Genomic DNA, 17752 nt, shown 5'->3' with positions numbered 1-17752 from the left:
AGTCGCAGCTGACTGAGCCTCGAAGGCTCCGGCCGCTCTGCACCCCCGTGGCCGGGCGCCTCAGCGCAGCGGCGCCGAGAACACCTGGAGCGTCCGTGCCCGCTCTTGCGCGCACGTGCCTTGCTCGCGCACAGTTCCGGCATGACGAGGACGAAGCAGCCCTGGTTCGTGGCGGCCGTGGTGATCGCGGTCCTCACCCACCTGGTGATCGGATACTTCTACCTGGCCAGCGGCCTGATGGCTCCGCTGTGGGCCGTGTCGCTCCTGCTCGTGTGGTGGCTGGTCCTCGTCTACGCCGTGGTGCGGCTGGCGAGGCGCCGGTCCTACCTGGTGCTGCTCGTCCCGGTCGTGGCCGCCGCGACATGGTTCGTCGTCATGGGACTCGGCGGTGCAGTCCTGGGCTGGACGGCCTGACGGGGCCCACTCCATCCCGGCCACGGCCCGCGAACCTGTCGGGAAGGGGGTGCCGAGGTCACGAGACCTCAGCACGCCCTTTCCAGCACGTTCCTGCTCATCCGGAGGAGGAATCGGTCACCCCGACCCCGGCGTCCTCCGCGGCCACCCGCGCGTAGGACGCCGAGACCCGGCGGTAGACCGGTGTCAGGAAGGCCAGCAGCGCGGCCACGATCATGATGATCCCGGCCACCAGGAACACCAGGGCGATGCCGCGGGAGGTGCCCTCACCCAGCAGCGGGGCCAGCTGGGCGGCGCCCTCCTCGGACCGCGCGTACGGAATGATCCAGAACTGGGCGATCGGCGCGATGAGGAACGCGGTGATCGGCGCCGCCGCGGACTCGAACGCCATGGCGAACCCGAACACCCGGCCCTGCCGCTGCAGAGGCACCACTCGCTGGATGATCGTCTGCTCGGCGGCCTCCACGAACGGGAACAGGCACATGTAGAGCCAGATGCCGGCGATGTACAGCCACGCCCACTCCCGCAGCGTGAACACCGCTCCGAGGACCCCCATCACGATCACCGCGACGAGCATGGTGCGCAACGGGTTGGAGCCGAGCCCGAACTTGCCGATCAGCGCGCCGCCCACGATGAACCCGGTGGCGCCGAGCGCGAAGAAGGCTCCCCACAGCTCCACGGGGAACAGTTCCAGGCCGTAGGGATCCATCAGTGCCATGTAGACGCCACCGATGAAGTTGTTGAACGTGGAGAACAGGATCAGCGCGAACAGCCCGGAGACGGCCAGCACAGCGGCGTAGGAACCGCGCAGGTCGAACCCGCCGTGGGCGTCCGTGGCGGCCGGGCGCACCTCCTCGGGGATGCTCAGCGTGAGCAGGTGTGCGAACGCCAGCGTCGAGAGCACCACGGCGACGACGATCGTCCAGCCCATGCCCATCAACCCGATCGACAACCCGGAGAGCACCGAGGTGACGATGAACATCAGCCCCTGCACCATGCCCACCAGTCCGTTCGCGTTGGCCCGCCGATCCGGCTCGATGAGGATGGTCACCGTGGTGGACAGGGCGATGTTGCGCATGTTCTCCACCACGCCGCCGATCAGGATGACCAGGGTGAAGACCCAGAACCACGGCTGGGTCAGGTCCAGCAACGAGGCCGTGGGCGTCAGCAGGAACATGACTCCGGACAGCGCGAACATCACCAGGGTGAAGCCCCCGGCGAAGCGCATCACGGCCAGCTTGCGGTAGCGGTCCACGAACGTGCCGAAGCTGATGCTGGAGAGCGCGATCAGCAGCATGTACGCGCCGCCGATCACTCCGGTGGCGATCACGTTGCGCGTCTCCAGGTACACCCAGAACGTCAGGGAGAACCACAGGTAACTGGTCGTGATGTTGGCGAGCGCGGTGTTTCCCAGGATCCCGGCGAAGGTGCGGGACCGCTGTGCCGGAGTGCGCAAGGACGTGTTCACGGCATCGGGATCGACCAGCTCCGGGGCCTGCCCGTCCTCGCCCGGCGGGGACGGGAGGATCGGGTCCGCGGGGAGTCCCGGGCCGCCGTCGGAAGCTGCTGCGGCCCGAGGCAGGGCCGGTTCCTGCTCGTTCATGGGGCCCACTGTAGTGACGGCCGCGGACAGGTTAAGCTGCGTCTCCACGTGCTCTGCGTACTCGTGCAACTGCTCGATTCCCATCACCGTTGGACGGGGCCGGGAATCGGGAAGGGCCGCGCTCCTGGGCGTCACGGAACGGGGAGTTGCCGGAACCGTGGACTCTCCGCTCCATGCGTCTGCACCATTGAAGGGTGATCGACACCCGACAGGAACTGATCGGCGCCCTGCACGAGGCGGCCGAGATCGAGCACGGCCTGATGATCCAGTACCTCTTCCCGGCGCTGTCGCTCAAGAAGCGCACGGACGAGGACATCACGGCCCCGCAACTGGCCCTGGTGCGCTCCTGGGAGGCGACGATCCTCGGTGTCGCCGTCGAGGAGATGGGCCACCTGGGCACGGTGTGCAACCTGCTGGCCGCCATCGGAGAGGGCCCGCACCTGGGCCGGCCCAACTTCCCTCAGACCGTGGGCTACTACCCCTTCCCCTTCGACCTCGTCGAGTTCGGCGACGAGGCCCTCTACCGCATGCTCGTCTTCGAGCTGCCCCGCGGGGAGCCGCTGCCCCCGCCGCCGCACGTCCCGGCGGAGGCGCGCACCGCCGCCCTGCGCCTGGCCCCCGATCCGCTGGAGTACCAGTACGTGGGGGAGCTCTACGACAAGATCTGCCACGGCTTCGCCGTCATCCCTGAGGACGAGCTGTTCATCGGCCCGCCCGCCGCCCAGGTCGCGGACACCTGGTCCGTGGCTCTGGACCTGCGCCCCGTCGTCGACCGGGCCGCCGCGCTCGCGGCGCTCGACGACATCATCGAGGACGGTGAGGGCGCCCCCGAGGACCGAGCAGGCTCCCACTACGACCGGTTCCGCACCATTCGCCGGCAGTACGCCGAGCAGGGCTACTTCGCGGCGGCCCGGCCGGTGGTGCGCAACCCGCAGACCCGCGAGCACCGCGACGCGGACCCGGGCGGCACGCTGCTCACCCACGAGCCTGCCGTGCGCGTGGCGGAGGTCTTCAACATGGCGTACGCGGTCACGCTCACCGTCCTGCAGCAGGTCTTCTCCCCGGCGGGGGAGAGCCAGGAGCAGCGGGAGGTGCTCAAGGCCTCGGCCGGGCAGCTGATGAGCACGGCCGTGCGCCCGCTCGCGGAGGTGCTCACGGAGCTGCCCGCCTTCACCGACGACGACGGACCCCGGGCCGCGCCCACGTTCGAGCTCTACGGAGAGGTCACCCTCTCGCCCTTCCGCGAGGCCCGGTGGACACTCCTGCTGGAGCGCCTGGACGCCCTGGCGGACGAAGCCTCCGACCTGGCCCTCGTCCACCCCCGCCTGGGCTCCATCGGACAGACCCTCTCCTTCCTGAGGCGCCGGATCGTGGAGGTGGCACGGTGATCGAGCTCCGGTTCAGCGGCTGGTTCCAGTGCCGACTGGCCACGGACCCCGACCCCTACGACGAGCCCCGCGGGGTCTCCGGGTACGTGCACGCGTATGTGGGGGAGCCCGACCTCGACCGCACCGTCGTGTTCCAGGACCCGCCCTTCAGCCGGCGCCTGGGCCCGCCGGTGGGCGTCGTCGTCGACCGCGTGCACGACGACGGGCTCCCGGTGCCCGATCATCCGCTGCTCGGCGCACGGGTGGACCTGCTCGACGGGCCTGTTTTCGAGGGTCGCAACGGCGTGATCGCCGACGACGGGCTGGAACCGGTCCATCCCTTCGTGCTGCAGATCGCCAAGGACGGATTCACCCTGGTGCGCGCCATCGCACCGGCCGACCCCGGCTATCCCTATCCGGAGCTGCTGGCCGCCGGCGTGGAAGGGGCGCCGGAGGAGATCCAGGAGGCCACCGGGATCCCGGACCTCCTGGCTGTCTGGCGCGAGCGTGTCGCCGAGCTGCACCAGGACCTCGACGGCCTGGCGGAGCCCGAGCGCACCGGCACCCGCGAGCGCCTGGCGTTCCTCGAGGGCCAGCTCGCGGCGGGCGGCGGCACGGCCCGGTTCTTCGCGGCGCGCATGCGCTACGAGTACGAACTGGGCTCGGAGGTCACCCTCGAGGACCCCGAGGGGTGGCTGCCCGAGGCGGCCGGCGCCGAGGCGCCGTGGCCGGTGCGGTTCTGGTTCGGCGGCTGGGACGCCGACGTGCTGTGCGGCTTCGCCCGCGGCACGCTCGTCGTGGGCGCACCGCCCGCTCCCCGGGCCGGGCGCCCGCTCCGGGTCACCGACCGGCGGCCCTGACCGGGCGGCCGCGCACGACGACGGCGAGCAGGGCCGCCAGCGCGGTGAGCCCCAGGACCGCCCCGAAGACGAGGGCGCCGCCGACGGCCCGGGTGGCCGTGGCCCCCGCCCAGGCGTAGGCCAGGGCGGGCACCAGGTTGCCCAGGACACCGGCGGCCAGCACACCCGGCCACCGCATGGTGGTGGCGCCCGCGAGCACGGACACCGTCTCCGCGAGCACCGGGACGGGCCGGGTGGCCAGCACGGCCAGCCACCCCCATCGGCCCAGCAGGCGCTCGGTCCGGGCGCGCAGGCGCGGGTTCGTGAGCCGGCGCATTGGATCCCGGACGACGCGCCCCGTCAGGAAGCCGATCAGCGTGGCGGCGGCACCGCCCAGCAGGGACAGTCCTGCCCCTCCCCAGACGCCGAACAGCGCCCCGTGGGCGATCATGACGAGGCTGGAGGGCACGGGGATCACGACGTCGAGGCTCAGCAGTCCGACGCCGATTCCCGCCGCCAGGGCGCCCGAGCGGCGCATCAGTGGCACGGGGTCGGTGAGCACGGGGATCTCGAGCAGCACGGCCAGGACGTACAGACCCAGCACCACGGCCAGGACTCCGCCCGTCAGCAGCAGGTAGCCCCTCACGGTTGCTCCGGCCGGCAGCGCGGCCTCTGTCCTCGGTGCATGGCGCGGCCCTTCCGCAGGGGCTCCGGAAACGGCTTCCCCGGGTCGTCGCCCGGCCCGGGGTGTCCGACACCGTCACTATAGGACGCTCTGCACCGTCACGGCTTCTGTGCCGTCCTCATCCGGGTTGCGCCTCTGTCCGGGGCGCAGTCACCGAGGAAGACCAGGCTGCGCTGCAGCGTGTGCCACCAGCCGTCCCAGCCGAGCTCGTGCAGCGGCACCCGGTCCTCCGGGGGAATGGCCAGGCGTCCGATCACCGTGTACACCGACAGCACAGCGGCTGTGGCGACCACCAGGAACAGGTCCGTCATCATGGTGAGCTCCTTGCGTGTCATGCCGGCCCAGTCCGGCTTGTTCTCACGCTGACAAGCCTCGTCGAGTCGCATCAGCCGCACGAGTGGCAGAAATGACGACTGTCGGTCATTTTCTGCCATCTCTGCCGGTAGGTCGTCTCGCAGTCAGGCAAGGGACGCTCATTCGGCCGTGGCCGCGATCGGGACCGGTGGTCTCGGCCGCGTTGTCGCGGCCGAGGCGGTGCTCACGAGATGGTCGCGAAGCGACGGCGGTACTGCTGCGGGCTGAGCCGGCGGATCCGGGTGAAGTGGTGGCGCAGCGTGGCCGCGTTGCCGAAGCCCACGTCAGCGGCGATGCGCTCGACGGGCAGATCGGTCTCCTCGAGGAGCTGCTCGGCCCGGTGCAGGCGCCGTGCGGTGATCCAGGCGTGCGGCGTCGTGCCCGTCTCGTCCCGGAATCGGCGGGCAAAAGTGCGCGGGGACATGGCCGCGCGCCGGGCCAGGGCGTCGACGTCGAGCGGCTCATCGAGATGTTCCATGATCCAGGTGAGCAGCGGGTCCAGCGTCTCGGCCCGGTGCTCGGGGACCGGGTCCTTGATGAACTGGGCCTGTCCGCCCTGGCGCTGCGGCGGCACGACCATGCGCCGTGCCACGGTGTTGGCCGCCGCCGAGCCGAACTCCTGGCGCCACAGGTGCAGGCTGGCGTCGAGGCCCGCGGCGGTGCCGGCGCTGGTGAGGATGGTGCCGTCCTCGACGTAGAGGACCTCGGGCACCACCTGTGCGGCGGGGAACCGCTCGGCCAGTTCGCCGGTGTGCATCCAGTGGGTGGTGCAGCGGCGACCGTCGAGCAGGCCGGCCGCCCCCAGCACGAAAGCGCCCGAGCAGATGGACATGAGCCGGGCGCCACGGTCGTGGGCCGTGCGCAGCGCCTGGAGCACGTCCGCCGGGGCCGGGACGTGGCGGGACATCGCCGGGAGGACCACGAGATCCGCCTCGGCCACCCGGTCGAGCCCGTGCTGGACCGCCAGGTCGAAGCCTGCGATCGTGCGGACCGGCCGCCCGTCGGGGCTGCACACGGCGAAGTCCATGACCGGCAGGCCGTCGGCGGAGCGGTCGATCCCCCAGGCCTCGCAGGCCACACCGAGCTCGAAGGGGGAGACCTCGTCGAACACGATGACGGCCACGTTGCTGATCATGGATCCATGCTCCCAGGCGCCTGGCAGGAAGTCGATGGCAGTCGGAAAGTTGACACTCGCGGCGGGACGGGCAGGCGAGGAGAATCGAGGCCATCAGCATCGATGCGTGGGCCGACGGGAAGAGGACGGTGAACGATGGAGAGCACGGGTGAGGGCGAGCGCTCGAAGGTGGCGGTTTTGGGCGCGACCGGGCAGCTGGGCACACGGGTGGCGGCACATCTGCGCGAGCGAGGGTCCGACGTCGTCGAGGTCTCGCGCCGGCAGGGCACCGACGTCTACTCCGGTGAAGGTCTGGACGCCGCGTTCGGCGGGGTCTCCACCGTGGTGGACTGCCTCAACCTGGAGACGCTGTCCCGCCGTCGTGCCGTCGACTTCTTCACCACCGCCGCACGCAACGTGCTGGCCGCGGCACAGCGGACGGGAGTGTCCCGGATCGTGTGCGTCACGATCATCAACGCCCGGGAACCCGAGGTGCACCGGTGGCTCGGTTACTACGCGGGCAAGGCCGCCCAGGAGCAGGCCTACCGTGCCGGGCCGGTCCCGGTCACCGTCGTGGCCTCGGCGCAGTGGTACGAACTGGCCGAGACCCTGCTGTCGCAGATCCGCATCAGCCCGTTCTCCGCGGTGCCCGGGATGCGCTCCCAGCCGCTGGCCGCCGAGGAGGCCGCCGCGTTCGTCGCTGACCTTGCCGTGGAGCCGGACGGCACTGCGACATCCGACGACGCCGTCATCGCCGGGCCCGAGGTCCGCGACATGGCGGAGCTGGCCCGTGCGATCAACCAGCGCCGAGGAGGGCGCCGGAAGGTGCTCCGGGTGCCGGTGCCCTTCAGTGCCCTCGGCAACGGGGGCCTCCTGCCCCAAGGGGACTTCACGACCGCCCCGACCCGGTTCGAGGACTGGCTCCGCGCCACCTCGTGAGGGTTGTGCCCGCCGGTGCCTGCGTGCGTGTTCCGGGCGGCACGATCAGCTCAGACGGCAGCCGTCGAGTAGCCCGGTTCACCGACTCGTCCGGCCGGCACGGCCCATGGTCCGTCCTTGCCGAGTTGCGTACCATCACTCGGCGGCCTCGAGCAGGTCGTCCAGGATCCGGTTGCGCGGCGTTGACCCCCAAAGAGGGGTTTCTTGAGATCGACACCAAGCTTCTTGATGACGATGTCGAACTCGACGCCGCTCCGGGGCAGCAAGCTCTGCCTGACGATCCCGCCGCCAACGCTGTCATCCGCAGTGCCTTCCAGTCTGACTGGAGGGCACCTGGACAAACTCTTATCGCTGTGTGCGTCCGATCCTTGCATATGCTCGCTGTTCTGTTGGAGATGCTGCTGGTCATCGGATCCCAGCCCTCTTCCGGGCGGTCGACCGCGGGACGGGTTCTGGCCGCCGTCTGCGCCACCGCGTACGGAGGACTGGTCGCCAGGGATCGGCGCGGCAATGTCCAGTGGTGGCTGCAGCACAACTCGTCGCTGTCGGGATCAGTAGGGCCGGGGATCATGGGCCTGTGTCGTCGTCAACGACGAGCGCTTCATGGAGGATGCTCTCTCAGGGTGTCGTCCGAGGCCGCTACGGTGGGAATAGCGCAGATGCATGGGACTGGCCGGTGAGAGCGCGGCAGAGGAGCAACAACGTGGACAGGAACGTCGAGCAGTATGCCGGGGGAACTCTGGCCCGTCCACAGGGGCGGGACCGGCAACTGGCTGGGGCTGGCCGTAGCGTGCAGGACGGCCAGGTGTGGGACGGCGAGGTCCTAACCCTGGACGACTTAGGGGCAGTCCTTCCATCGGGTGGCGGACCCGCGATCGGCAGTGTTGTAGTTGAACTTGCCGGGGTCCGGAGGGTCGGCGGTACCGCAGGCCCTCCGCGGTTCGTGCAGCGCCGAATCGGGTGGTTGGCTCAGCGGGACGGATTGGTGATGATCGAAAGCCATTTGGGTCTCCGCGCTCGGCCTGACGGAAAGTTCACGCGCGCGGGACGCTGGACCCAGCACGCGGTTGACGTGCTCGATGCCTCCGCCCTGCCGCAACGTACTGTGGGTGACGTGCGGGACGACGCCCTGTCCGGTCTCGGCGCCGAGGTCGATGCACGGCACCAAGAGGACTCGGAGGATTCCCGGGATCCGATGCTGGCGTCCGGCCGGCTCGCGCTTTCGTATCTGCCGCACGACGTTCGTCTGGGAGTGGCCCAGATTGTTCCTTCGCCCGAGTTCTGCATCGGTCGAGCCGTGCGCCACACGGATGGCTCCGGTGCCATCTCTCGGCACCAAATCCAGGTTCTCACTCTGCAGGGCCGGCGGGGTGTCGTAGTGGTGGCCTCTACTCAGGGCACCAGTGGGTGGTGGCAGGTCGAACAGGTCACGTACGACCTCCTCATCCGTCCCGGCACAGCACTGTCCGGCGCGGAACGATCCGGGGAGATTCCCCGGTGACCGCAGGGGCCGGCGCGCGGACCTACTATGAGATCCTCGGCGTCGCCGAGGACGCCACTGAGCAACAGATTCGTGACGCCTATCGGGCGAGAGCTCGCGCTGTCCATCCCGACGCCGGTGGCAGCACCGAGGACATGGCTGCCATCAACTCGGCGTACCGAGTGCTCCAGTCCCCCCATCGCCGCGCGTCCTATGACACCGTGCTGGCTAGGGACCGGGCCGCCGCGGAGGCAGGCGGCGACCCGGATGCAGGGACGGAGCCGCCGCCGACCAGATCGCCCACGTGGGGCCGGTCTGCAGGCTGGGGCGACCCGTCCGGATCGTCGAGGGCAGGACGCGTTCCCCGGCGACCTACGCCTCGGCGTCCGGACCCGCGCAGGCCGCCGTCACGGGAATCGGATTTCCCTCGGAACGGGCGGGCCGGTTCCGATCCGGTGCTGGACGTCGACCCGGACGGGCTGAGCTGGCACCCAGTAGACGAAGCCATTTCGGTAATCCCGGGTCCGCCGCGGTGGCTCCCGCGACAGCGCCGAACACGGATCCTCGCGGGGGCCTTGGTGCTTTGGGCCCTTTGGATGGCGTTGCCGTTGCTCACCGGGTCGTGGGTCGTGGTGCCCTGGTTGGTCGCCTGGACGGTCACGCTGTTCCTCTCCCGCTCCGGTTGCATCGGTGCGGGGGTGCACATCGTCGCCGGTGTGACAGGACTTGGCCTCGCGGTGGTGCTGCAGGGTGGGATGTCGGACGAACCCTCATCTCGCGTGGCCCAAGCATGGCTCGTCGCCGGGATGATCCTCTACTTCGTGGCCGGTGCCGCCTGGCGCCGACCGGCGCAACCGCTGCCCCGTTACCTGCCGATCCCGGAGGCCGGTATCCGGGAGTACTTCCGCTGGGGCCACGTGGATCCGGTCCAAGCCGGGACCACAGCCACCGCGCGACAGGCCGCAGCCCTCACATGCCAATTGATCGACATGCTGAGGTCCCGTCTACCGGGACTGCGAATGGCTGTCCGGGTCGGGACGTCTCGGGGCCGACCGGTGCCCCACGTTCTCGTCTGCGGGCGCCGGATTGCGCTGGTGTACTCCGTGCTCGGTCTGACTGGTGACTACCGCTGGGATCGGGGCACGCTGGCGTACATTGCCCCCACCGGTGCCACGGAAGCTCTGTTGAGCAGTCCGGGCTCCGACCTGGCCGACATGCGGACTCTATTCCCCGAAGCCCGTGTCCGAACCTGGGTGGTCGTGCACCCGGCCGGGAACGCCGATCCGAATCTGCTCGTCCAGGGGCAACCCCGTGGTGTGCGGGTGACCTGGGCCCAGGACTTTCTCGAAGAAGTCGGCTCCTGGTTCTCGGCCGGTTCCCCGACGATCGTCCGTCAGGATCTGCTCACGCGCCTGGTGCACACGACGGTGTGACCGTGCCGAGAGCCCGTCCTCGTGCATCGGCCCGGATCGCGTCTGCTCCTCGTTGGCGCGAGGATACGGCCTCGGTCAGAGGCGGAGGGCCGCCCGAGCGGACGCCTGGCCCTCCTGAGGAACCGTGACGGCCGTTCCGTGCTCGTTGGACACGGTGCCAAGCTGCGCTAGCACGTTTCAGCAGCCCTCTGTGCTCCTCCAAGCGTTCGTGGCAGACGGGAAACTAGAGAGGCGGGTCTCCCGCACGGCGCGCACTATGTGCCGGTGGAGAACGAGCGTGGAGGATCTTCGATCACGCCCTCGCCGACCGCCGGGACGGCCTGGGCCGGGAGGTCCGGCACAGGTCTGGACGATATTCAACCAGGCGTCGGTGTCGGGCTCATCGGCCGTGACGTCGCAATCCTTCCAGCGGTCGATGATATGGAAAATACCGTTCTCGTCAACCTGCGCGGTGCCGCCGGTCTTGCGAACCATCGGTCAGGGAGGAGCGCTACGAAGGTTCTACCTTGTCCCCTTGCGCCGGGTGGTCAGGTGCCGGTCCGTAGCCATCCCAGTGCTCGTCCGACCTCGATCGGCCAGAGCTCCTGAACGTTGAGGAGCCGCTCGAGGATCAGGTCCCGGTCGACGATTCCCTGCTGGAGCAGAGCGCCGACGAACGCCTGGTCCTTCTCACGGTAGGCCAGCAACTTCGCCACACACAGGTCTTCCTTGTCCAGGCACAGGCCAGTGAACTGTTCGCCGGTGCCCACCTTGCGGGTATTCTCATTGCTGACCACGACCAAACGCTCGCGCCAGCCATCCGGCAGCTTCGCCGTCGTGTCGTCCACGCCGTCCAGGAAAAAGCCGTGTGTCTGGTCGAAGTCCGACCACTCGCCGGCAACCGCCGAGAGCTCATCGGACAGATCGAGGACCGTTTGCGGATCGTCGTCGATGGGCAGGATGTCGACCTCCGTGGACATCGTGGCTTGATCGGGCAGCTCGTCCTCGTGTAAGGAACCCAGGATTGACTGGGAACCCACGATGATGACCTGGTCTCTGCGGATGATGCTGCAGGCGGCGCGGATCGCGTGCTCGAGCTGGTAGCGGTGCACTCAGCGTCTCGGCAACGACTTCAGGATGGACAGCCGTTCTGCCTGGCTGATCAGGCCCCCCATTGGGGAAACTTCACGCATCTCAATGCTGCCGGGGTCGGCAGAGGCCAGGACTGTCCTAAGGGTCTCCACATCGTGGGTGTCCACGATGCGGCGCCAGCGGTCAAGGTTCTCGACGTGCGGATGCCCTTGCACCGAGCTGCTGAGTCGCTCGAGGTTCTGAAGGATCCGCGGCGTCCAGGAGGACAGGGTCTCCTCGTTCAGCCTGGAGACCAGCGACCGGTGCAGCATCAGGGTGCGCAGGCTGGACCAGCTCATCTCGGTGTCCTGGGACATCGCTCCTCCGCTCCTTCTAGTAACCGAATTCTACCGTCGGACAGGATTTCCGTGCGAGCCAGCGGCTCATCCGCCGGCGCTCAGGTGAACCTTCCCAAACCTGCAGACAAAATGGTCACCGGTTCAGCTCCACCGATCAGTGGGGTCCCTCCGGGGATGGGACTCAACGGCCAGGGGTGTAGGGAACTCAGGTGGGATTCGGGTGTGCGGTTCCCCGTCGGGACGACCGGGAACCGCACACCCGGCTCTGGTGCGTGGGGTCAGCGCACGCGGATGTAGACGGGACCGGAGCCGACGTTGACGGTCTGGATGACCGTCTGGTTGCCGTTCCAGCCGCCGTGGACGGCCTTGCCGCCGCCGATGTACACGGCGATGTGGGCGAAGCCCATGCCGCCGTTGGCGTAGTAGACCAAGTCACCGGGCTGGGCCTGGGCGGCGGAGACCTGGGTGCCGAGGCTCAGGTAGGAGGCCGGCCACCCGTGGTGGTTGATCCCGGCCGCGCGCAGGGCCTTGGTGACCAGGGCGGTGCAGTCCTGACTCACGCCGAGCTGGTTCTTGGCCGCGGCGGCGATGGTCGCGGCCTTGCCGGACTGGGACTGGGTGCTGACCAGTTGCTGGGGAGCTGCGGCGGGGGCGGCCTGGGCTGGGGCCACGCTGCTGAGCGTCAAGGCGCCGGCGGCGAACGCCAAGGTCGCGGTGCGTCCGATGCGGAACGAGCTCTGGGCGCGGTGGCGGGGCGTGCGGGACTGGAAAACGGGCATGAGTGATGTCCTCCCTCTTGCCTGCGAGGTGAGCTGTCGGATGCGGGTGGGAGACACCCGGTCGCAGGGTTGGGGGCCCTGACGACTTAACCCCTAGGTCCCGGGGGTGGGACCCTTCATGGTTCCCCCGCTTCTGCCGAGCGATGTGTTCTGGGGGCCCCGGGCACCGGCAGAATTCGGCGATGTGCACGGGGGCACCGATCGGAGAGGCGATCGACACGAAAGGGATACTAACCGAAAAATAACGGAAAAGTCACATTTTGATCACGGGTGTGTCTCGGCTTCTGCGCCGGCCCAGCCGTGCACCCCCGCACCCAGCCGGGGTTGCTTGGTGGGGCGCGCCGATGGAGATCCCCAAAAGGCTCAGCTCGGGACGAAAGTTGCCTTGACCTGCGGTTCTACCCAACTCGTGCCAGCGGGCGAGCGCGCTCCGTCCCTGGAGCGGGGTGTCCGGTGGTGACATCCGCGTCATGGCGCGACAGTTTGCCGGGAAAGCTCCACGGAGCCTTTGATCGTCGACGTGAGCGGCCTTTCTTCTTCGGATCGGAAAGGACGCTTTCTTTAGTCCGTCCCAGGGTCCACTCAGTAGTTCACTAAAAGAAAAATTGTATTCGTGATGATTGCCCAGGGTGGATCGGCTTTCTTTACGGACGCTTCCGGGGCGCGTGCTCTGCATCGCGTGCCATGTGTACATCGGGGCGGTGCTCGAAGAGCCTTCCCGCACGCGTGGCCACTCCTCACACTGTCGTCGACAGCGGGGGGCGCCCCGGGCCTGGCCAGCCGGCGCCGGCCTGGGCGATGTCGAGCCAGGCGTCGGCGTCGGGTCTCACCGCGACGAGCTCCCGTCCTGACGGTGCCGCCGCCGGGTGGCGAGCAGGGGGAAGTCCAGGGCCGGGCCGTGGACGCGCTGAGCCGCCTCGGCCGGCTCTGAGGCCCGGGTCTCGTCCTCGTGGGTGAGCTCGACGCGGAACGGCTCGGCCGGCGGTTCCAGTCGACGCTGGCGGAAGGCGTAGTCGCGGGTGGCCACGCCCAGGTGGGCGACATGCCGTAGCCAGTGCGAGGCGACCGGGGCGACCCCGAGGGCGTCGCGGACGTCCTAGCCGTGGGCGAAGGTCTCCATGATCCGGGCGCTGGCCATCATGGGCGCCCCCATGGGCGGGCCGATCCACGGAATGCGCTCGCCCTCTGTCAGGGCTGCGAGCCGCTCGAGCACGCGGCGCCGACTGTCCTGCCAGGACGCAGGATCTCGGCCGGGGCCGGGCGGTGCCCTCCTCAGCGGCCGGGTCAGGGCAGGTCCTCGGGGAACTCTACGACGAATGGCCTCGCATATGTCTGCGGGCGGGCGAGGGCGGTCTGGGCAACTCCACCACCCTGGCAAAGTCATCGGCGACTAGAGGCCAGATCAGCCGAAGACCGTCCTCGACCGAGTCGATCCTCTCCACCATGGGGCCGAAGACGACAAAGTCATGCGGAATGATCCTGCTGGCCCTGTCCCGTCGCTCCAAGGGATCGGGGAAACGCAGTGCTCCCTTCTCGGCGACGCGGCGCCAGACTTCCGATTCGCCCTCGACGTTTCGGAAGAGGTCGTCGTAAACCGGGAGCGGGTCGCTGTATCCCCCGTCGCGGAGGAACCGGAACCCCCAGGTACGCCCTCGAGTGGCCCAGATGAGGGTCATCAGGGGCTCCTGAGAAAGATCTTTTGGTCTTCTGCATTTTCCAAATCGATCTTAAATTGGGTCAACGTGGCCTTCAAGTAGTCCCGCCTGGCGAGTGCGTCAGCGTTGAGTGCTCGGAGTTTGTCCCCGGCGACGTTCGCCGCATTGTTCACGACGTCAGGATTGAGGAGGCTCAATACCAGACCGATCTTGCCAGCCCGCTTGCTCTTGGTTCCGAGTAGTGCCGCAACCATGAGCGGGACTGCGCCTTTGGTGACCAGTTTTTCGCCGACTCGTCCGGGGAGTAGTTTCAGTTGGGCCCACCGGACATGTCGCTCGAACGGGAGTAGGGCAGCCAACGGCAGGATCAGCTCCAGGCCGATGCGCTTGGTCACCTCAATCCTGCCCGGCTCGAACTTCGCCGAGGAAATCAGCATGAAGTCTTCGCCGACTGACAGTGCATCGTTGGACTCCACCAGTCCGGCGATCACCCTGCGGAGTTCGTCCACGTCATCGGATGCCTTTTCTACAAGAAGGTCCCTAAAGGCGAACACATCCATGTCCGGCAGCAGATCGGACTTCGACAGGGCCATTATCCAAATGCGCGGGAACTCGCTGAGCGGTTTACCATCCTCCAACAAGTCGTCTTTGAGCGACAACAGTCCGTTGCGGAAGTTGGTGAACAGCGACTTTAGATACCGTTCTTCCTCTCCCGAGTGGTCGAGCAACCGTTGGCCGTCCACCAACAACAGCGCGATGTCAGAGCTCAGCAGATCTCTGAACGCGCTAATCCTGCGCTGGGCTTCTTCTGGTCCGCTGACGCCCTCCTCGAACCATTCTCCTGGGTAGTCGTGCCAGACAAGGCGCAGGGCGTCGAAAGGACGGCTCTTCATTGCTTCAGCATCTGCCCCATCCTTCAACTTGACGGAAAACGAGTAGGACGTAGCAGAGAAGCGATTCTGATTGGGCAGTTGAACAGCATTCTTCATCCCCAGATAATTTCGGTGCAGTCGATTCCCCTGCCCGAAGTTATCAGCCACGACGTGGAACAGGTTCTCCCGCAGGTAATCGGGTTCTTGCGCAGCCCCATAGAACGAAGAGAGCATGACAGTCTTACCGCTACCGCTCTCACCAAACACCGCAATGTGCTGCTCGAGCGCTCTGCTTCGTCTCATACAGAGAGCGTACGGGAGTCGACCTCCGGCAATGTGATCGCTCCCGCCGCGCCGTTGATCGTGTCCACCAAGAAGAACACCATGGCAGCTAAGTGGCGCCAATCTCTTCACTGCTGGATCAGTACTGACGTGTGGGCATGTCCAATAGGAACGAAGATGAATCAGGTGGAGCGCCGGTTACTCCGCCGGATACGCCCACTCCCAACCTTGAGTTCCCGGGCTCTGCCCCAGAAGGTCAGGGAGGATGATGACCCCTTCAGGGGTGGGGACGTCGAAAATGAGTGTGCCTTCGGCCTTTTCTCCGGCATGGACGTCCGTTGCGATGGCCGACCCTTCGGGTAGGCAGCCGTAGCCGTTGCCGATGATGTCATTGCCAGGGGTGACGGTCCCGTCCTTGTCCACCGTGCGGAAACCGCCCTGGCGCATGCTGACCGAGTCGTACAGCACTCCGGCGTCAGCCAGCGTGCTGTGAGGCGAAACTTCCACCGAGACGTCCATGACGACGAAGTGGCCGTTCTGCGGGTCCCGGATGTACGAGCCCGTGCAGACGGGATCGACCTCGATGGACTTCACCGTCATGGTTGCCAGCTCACCATAGCCAGGTGCGGAAGCTACTGCGGTGGCTCCCGGCTTCATCGGAAGTGTTCCGCGTTCCGTATGCTCGCCGGTCTCTACATCACTGAAGTCCAGGCTGGGTGAAGGTGATGCATTGGTGACAGCGCCTTCCTCTGCTTCGAGGGCGGCGGTCTGGTCCACCGAGGAAGACGCACCTCCGAGCGAGCCGACGATGACACCGAGCACGAAAGTGAAGCCCAGGACCACGACGCCTCCGATGGAGGCAAGAACCCACGGCCAGACCCGCTTCTTGCGTGGGGCGGGTGTAGGTGACTTCATCGGGTAGGACATGCGGGACTCCGAAAGGGTGTAGAGGATTCGATTTTGCGAATCTACTAGGTGAGGGGTCTCTACCCGGCATTGAAAACGGTTTCAATAGTCCGACTTCAGGGGTAGGGGGAGGCAAGCCCGCCGGCGATGAGGATCATGGCAGCCATGACGAGGCAGAGCCCGTCTCAGCGGCTAGTCAGCGACCGGTTGTGGGAGTTGCTGGAACCGTTGATCCCGTAGCCTCTGCCGGCCGCAACACCGTCGGCCGGGAGGCCATCCAGGCGTTCGTCGGCGCTCTGCACGGTCGCGGTGCGTCGAAGGGCATCTTCATTACCACGAGCTCCTTCACCCAGGGCGCGAAGGAGTACGCCGGGATGGTCCCGTCTCGGCCCATCCTCATCGACGGCGCCCGGCTGGTGAAGCTGATGCTGAAGTACAAGGTCGGCGTCCAGGTGAAGCAGACATACGAGATCGTCGACGTCGACGAGGACTTTTTTGAGGGCGTGTGAGCGTGGCATCGCAAAGGGCCAGCGTGCGAGGACGCCCGCAGTAGAGCGCCTGCAAATGGCCAGGGTGGATGTCCGTGACGTCGACTCCCTGTCCTCGGTGAGCAACGTGTTCCCCGCCGGCGCTTCCCGGTGCGAGATCTATGTTCTGCACTTCGCCGACGGTTGCGAGTACGTGGGGCAGGCCCGCAACGTCTTGACGCGTCTCCGTACGCACGTCCGTGCGTGGGCCTACTCGATCATGGCGCTCGATTTCGCTCCTGTCGCGGTGATGGAGCTCGACCAGACGGAACGCCGAGTCATCCAGGCGAAGGAGCGCGAAGGAGTCCGACTGCGGAACTCCGCGTTCGTCGGACTGCCAATGGTAAGGCAGCCGTGGACGCCTTCGTGGAAAGAGCTGCGCAGGAGGAGTGGCTGAACGGGGTCGATGGACAGGCAGACGTCAGCGCTCGCTGCACGGAGGCCATCAGCCGTGACCGTTCGGCGCAGAACTTCAGAATGCTCAGCGGGCGCCCGTGTTACGACCTACTTCTCGACATTCTCGCCGCCTACGTCCGGCAGGTGATACCTGCGCCGGACCGGACGGAGCAGAGCTTTTGGTGCGTCACCGCCATGCCCAGCACCGGGTGCACCGCCACCTGGCAGCGGGTCGCCGCCATCATCGTCAACAAGGTCGAGACCCTCGTGCTCGGCGAGAGCACCAAGTACGAGGGGGCCGTCTACCTCGACGGCTTCCTCAACGTGGTCGCTGGCCTTCGCCTGCCGTCGAGTCTGGACGTGGAAACTGTCGAATACCGAACCGTGGGAGTGATTCAGCGGATCCAGCCGGAAGCGGCCTTCCTCGAGTTCGCCGTCCACCATCCGCTGGTCCGTGACGCCGCATGCATTACCGCCATGAGGCTGCTCCGCAAGGGCATCTCTATGATGGGCCGACACCACTGCCCTCCTCTGGCCGACGACATCTTCGGCTGCATCCGGCAAAAGGTCCGCTCGCGATGACATCCCATACCGTTCGAGGCCTGGGCTGGATACCCCGAAGCTGGTGAGCGAGCCTAGGCCTCCGGAAAAGTCCCTAACTCCTCGCCGTGCGTCAGGTGGGATGAGTGGCACGGTTC

At 67.4% G+C, this 17752-nt stretch carries 19 protein-coding genes, 2 pseudogenes and 1 riboswitch; of the genes and pseudogenes, 9 read left to right on the top strand and 12 right to left on the bottom strand.

Translation table 11 applies throughout. From position 1 onward, the window contains the following. Nucleotides 1-141 precede the first annotated feature (141 nt). Complete coding sequence (locus RE027_RS10730) at nt 142-414, top strand: hypothetical protein (protein ID WP_368808253.1); 273 nt, start codon at nt 142-144, stop codon at nt 412-414. 97 nt (nt 415-511) lie between these two features. Here RE027_RS10730 and RE027_RS10725 read toward each other — a convergent pair whose 3' ends face one another. Beyond that, entirely contained in the window at nt 512-2017 is a 1506-nt protein-coding gene (locus RE027_RS10725; protein ID WP_368808252.1) for an MFS transporter, read from the bottom strand. Nucleotides 2018-2211: 194 nt separating this feature from the next. Here RE027_RS10725 and RE027_RS10720 point away from each other — a divergent pair, with 194 nt between their 5' ends. Both RE027_RS10720 and RE027_RS10715 read left to right on the top strand, forming a co-directional pair. After that, nucleotides 2212-3405, top strand: coding sequence for a ferritin-like domain-containing protein (locus tag RE027_RS10720; protein WP_368808251.1), 1194 nt, complete (start codon nt 2212-2214; stop codon nt 3403-3405). After that, on the top strand, nt 3402-4244 hold the full coding sequence (locus RE027_RS10715; protein ID WP_368808250.1) for a hypothetical protein: 843 nt from the start codon (nt 3402-3404) through the stop codon (nt 4242-4244). Before RE027_RS10720 ends, RE027_RS10715 begins: the two co-directional genes overlap by 4 nt. Here the strand turns inward: RE027_RS10715 and RE027_RS10710 are convergent. From RE027_RS10710 to RE027_RS10700, 3 genes are all read right to left on the bottom strand, one after another. Continuing rightward, nucleotides 4225-4869 (bottom strand): TVP38/TMEM64 family protein, encoded by a 645-nt coding sequence (locus RE027_RS10710; protein WP_368808249.1) that lies wholly within the window; start codon nt 4867-4869, stop codon nt 4225-4227. The genes RE027_RS10715 and RE027_RS10710 overlap by 20 nt on opposite strands. A 137-nt stretch (nt 4870-5006) precedes the next feature. Then, entirely contained in the window at nt 5007-5243 is a 237-nt protein-coding gene (locus RE027_RS10705) for a hypothetical protein (RefSeq protein WP_368808248.1), read from the bottom strand. A gap of 203 nt (nt 5244-5446) precedes the next feature. Beyond that, on the bottom strand, nt 5447-6397 hold the full coding sequence (locus tag RE027_RS10700; protein WP_368808247.1) for a helix-turn-helix domain-containing protein: 951 nt from the start codon (nt 6395-6397) through the stop codon (nt 5447-5449). A 135-nt stretch (nt 6398-6532) separates the two neighbouring features. Here RE027_RS10700 and RE027_RS10695 point away from each other — a divergent pair, with 135 nt between their 5' ends. From RE027_RS10695 to RE027_RS10680, 4 genes and pseudogenes are all read left to right on the top strand, one after another. Continuing rightward, entirely contained in the window at nt 6533-7315 is a 783-nt protein-coding gene (locus RE027_RS10695) for an SDR family oxidoreductase (RefSeq protein ID WP_368808246.1), read from the top strand. A 988-nt stretch (nt 7316-8303) separates the two neighbouring features. Next, nucleotides 8304-8816, top strand: coding sequence for a hypothetical protein (locus RE027_RS10690; RefSeq protein ID WP_368808245.1), 513 nt, complete (start codon nt 8304-8306; stop codon nt 8814-8816). Then, nucleotides 8723-9001: pseudogene (locus RE027_RS10685) on the top strand (DnaJ domain-containing protein); the annotation flags it as partial. The gene RE027_RS10690 and the pseudogene RE027_RS10685, both read left to right, overlap by 94 nt. Nucleotides 9002-9391: 390 nt before the next feature. Further along, on the top strand, nt 9392-10228 hold the full coding sequence (locus RE027_RS10680; RefSeq protein WP_368808302.1) for a hypothetical protein: 837 nt from the start codon (nt 9392-9394) through the stop codon (nt 10226-10228). Nucleotides 10229-10755: 527 nt separating this feature from the next. On the opposite strand, the gene RE027_RS10675 is transcribed toward RE027_RS10680, so the two are convergent. The 8 genes and pseudogenes from RE027_RS10675 to RE027_RS10640 all read right to left on the bottom strand — a co-directional run bounded on the left by RE027_RS10675 (nt 10756) and on the right by RE027_RS10640 (nt 16152). Next, nucleotides 10756-11319, bottom strand: coding sequence for a DUF6036 family nucleotidyltransferase (locus RE027_RS10675; RefSeq protein ID WP_368808244.1), 564 nt, complete (start codon nt 11317-11319; stop codon nt 10756-10758). Beyond that, nucleotides 11320-11655, bottom strand: coding sequence for a hypothetical protein (locus tag RE027_RS10670; RefSeq protein WP_368808243.1), 336 nt, complete (start codon nt 11653-11655; stop codon nt 11320-11322). Nucleotides 11656-11915: 260 nt separating this feature from the next. After that, a pseudogene (locus tag RE027_RS10665) lies at nt 11916-12305 on the bottom strand (NlpC/P60 family protein); the annotation flags it as partial. 116 nt (nt 12306-12421) lie between these two features. Further along, a riboswitch (cyclic di-AMP (ydaO/yuaA leader) is annotated at nt 12422-12608 on the bottom strand. Nucleotides 12609-13242: 634 nt separating this feature from the next. Further along, nucleotides 13243-13443: a hypothetical protein gene (locus RE027_RS10660; protein WP_368808242.1), complete on the bottom strand. Its 201-nt coding sequence runs from the start codon at nt 13441-13443 to the stop codon at nt 13243-13245. 69 nt (nt 13444-13512) lie between these two features. Further along, entirely contained in the window at nt 13513-13800 is a 288-nt protein-coding gene (locus RE027_RS10655) for a maleylpyruvate isomerase N-terminal domain-containing protein (RefSeq protein WP_368808241.1), read from the bottom strand. Continuing rightward, complete coding sequence (locus tag RE027_RS10650) at nt 13724-14092, bottom strand: hypothetical protein (protein ID WP_368808240.1); 369 nt, start codon at nt 14090-14092, stop codon at nt 13724-13726. The genes RE027_RS10655 and RE027_RS10650 overlap by 77 nt, the downstream gene beginning before the upstream one ends. Further along, nucleotides 14092-15246: an ATP/GTP-binding protein gene (locus RE027_RS10645; RefSeq protein WP_368808239.1), complete on the bottom strand. Its 1155-nt coding sequence runs from the start codon at nt 15244-15246 to the stop codon at nt 14092-14094. The genes RE027_RS10650 and RE027_RS10645 overlap by 1 nt, the downstream gene beginning before the upstream one ends. 177 nt (nt 15247-15423) lie before the next feature. Then, a complete protein-coding gene (locus tag RE027_RS10640; protein ID WP_368808238.1) occupies nt 15424-16152 on the bottom strand; it encodes a hypothetical protein in 729 nt (242 codons plus the stop codon). A 188-nt stretch (nt 16153-16340) separates the two neighbouring features. On the opposite strand from RE027_RS10640, the gene RE027_RS10635 reads away from it, so the two are divergent. After that, nucleotides 16341-16640 (top strand): restriction endonuclease, encoded by a 300-nt coding sequence (locus RE027_RS10635; RefSeq protein ID WP_368808237.1) that lies wholly within the window; start codon nt 16341-16343, stop codon nt 16638-16640. 372 nt (nt 16641-17012) lie between these two features. Further along, complete coding sequence (locus RE027_RS10630; protein ID WP_368808236.1) at nt 17013-17636, top strand: hypothetical protein; 624 nt, start codon at nt 17013-17015, stop codon at nt 17634-17636. Nucleotides 17637-17752: the final 116 nt, after the last annotated feature.

It is taken from the genome of Kocuria sabuli (assembly GCF_040981185.1).
Taxonomy (GTDB): Bacteria; Actinomycetota; Actinomycetes; order Actinomycetales; family Micrococcaceae; genus Kocuria; species Kocuria sabuli.
The sequence above is the reverse complement of the archived record's forward strand: the minus strand, read 5'-3'. Positions and strand labels throughout refer to the sequence as shown.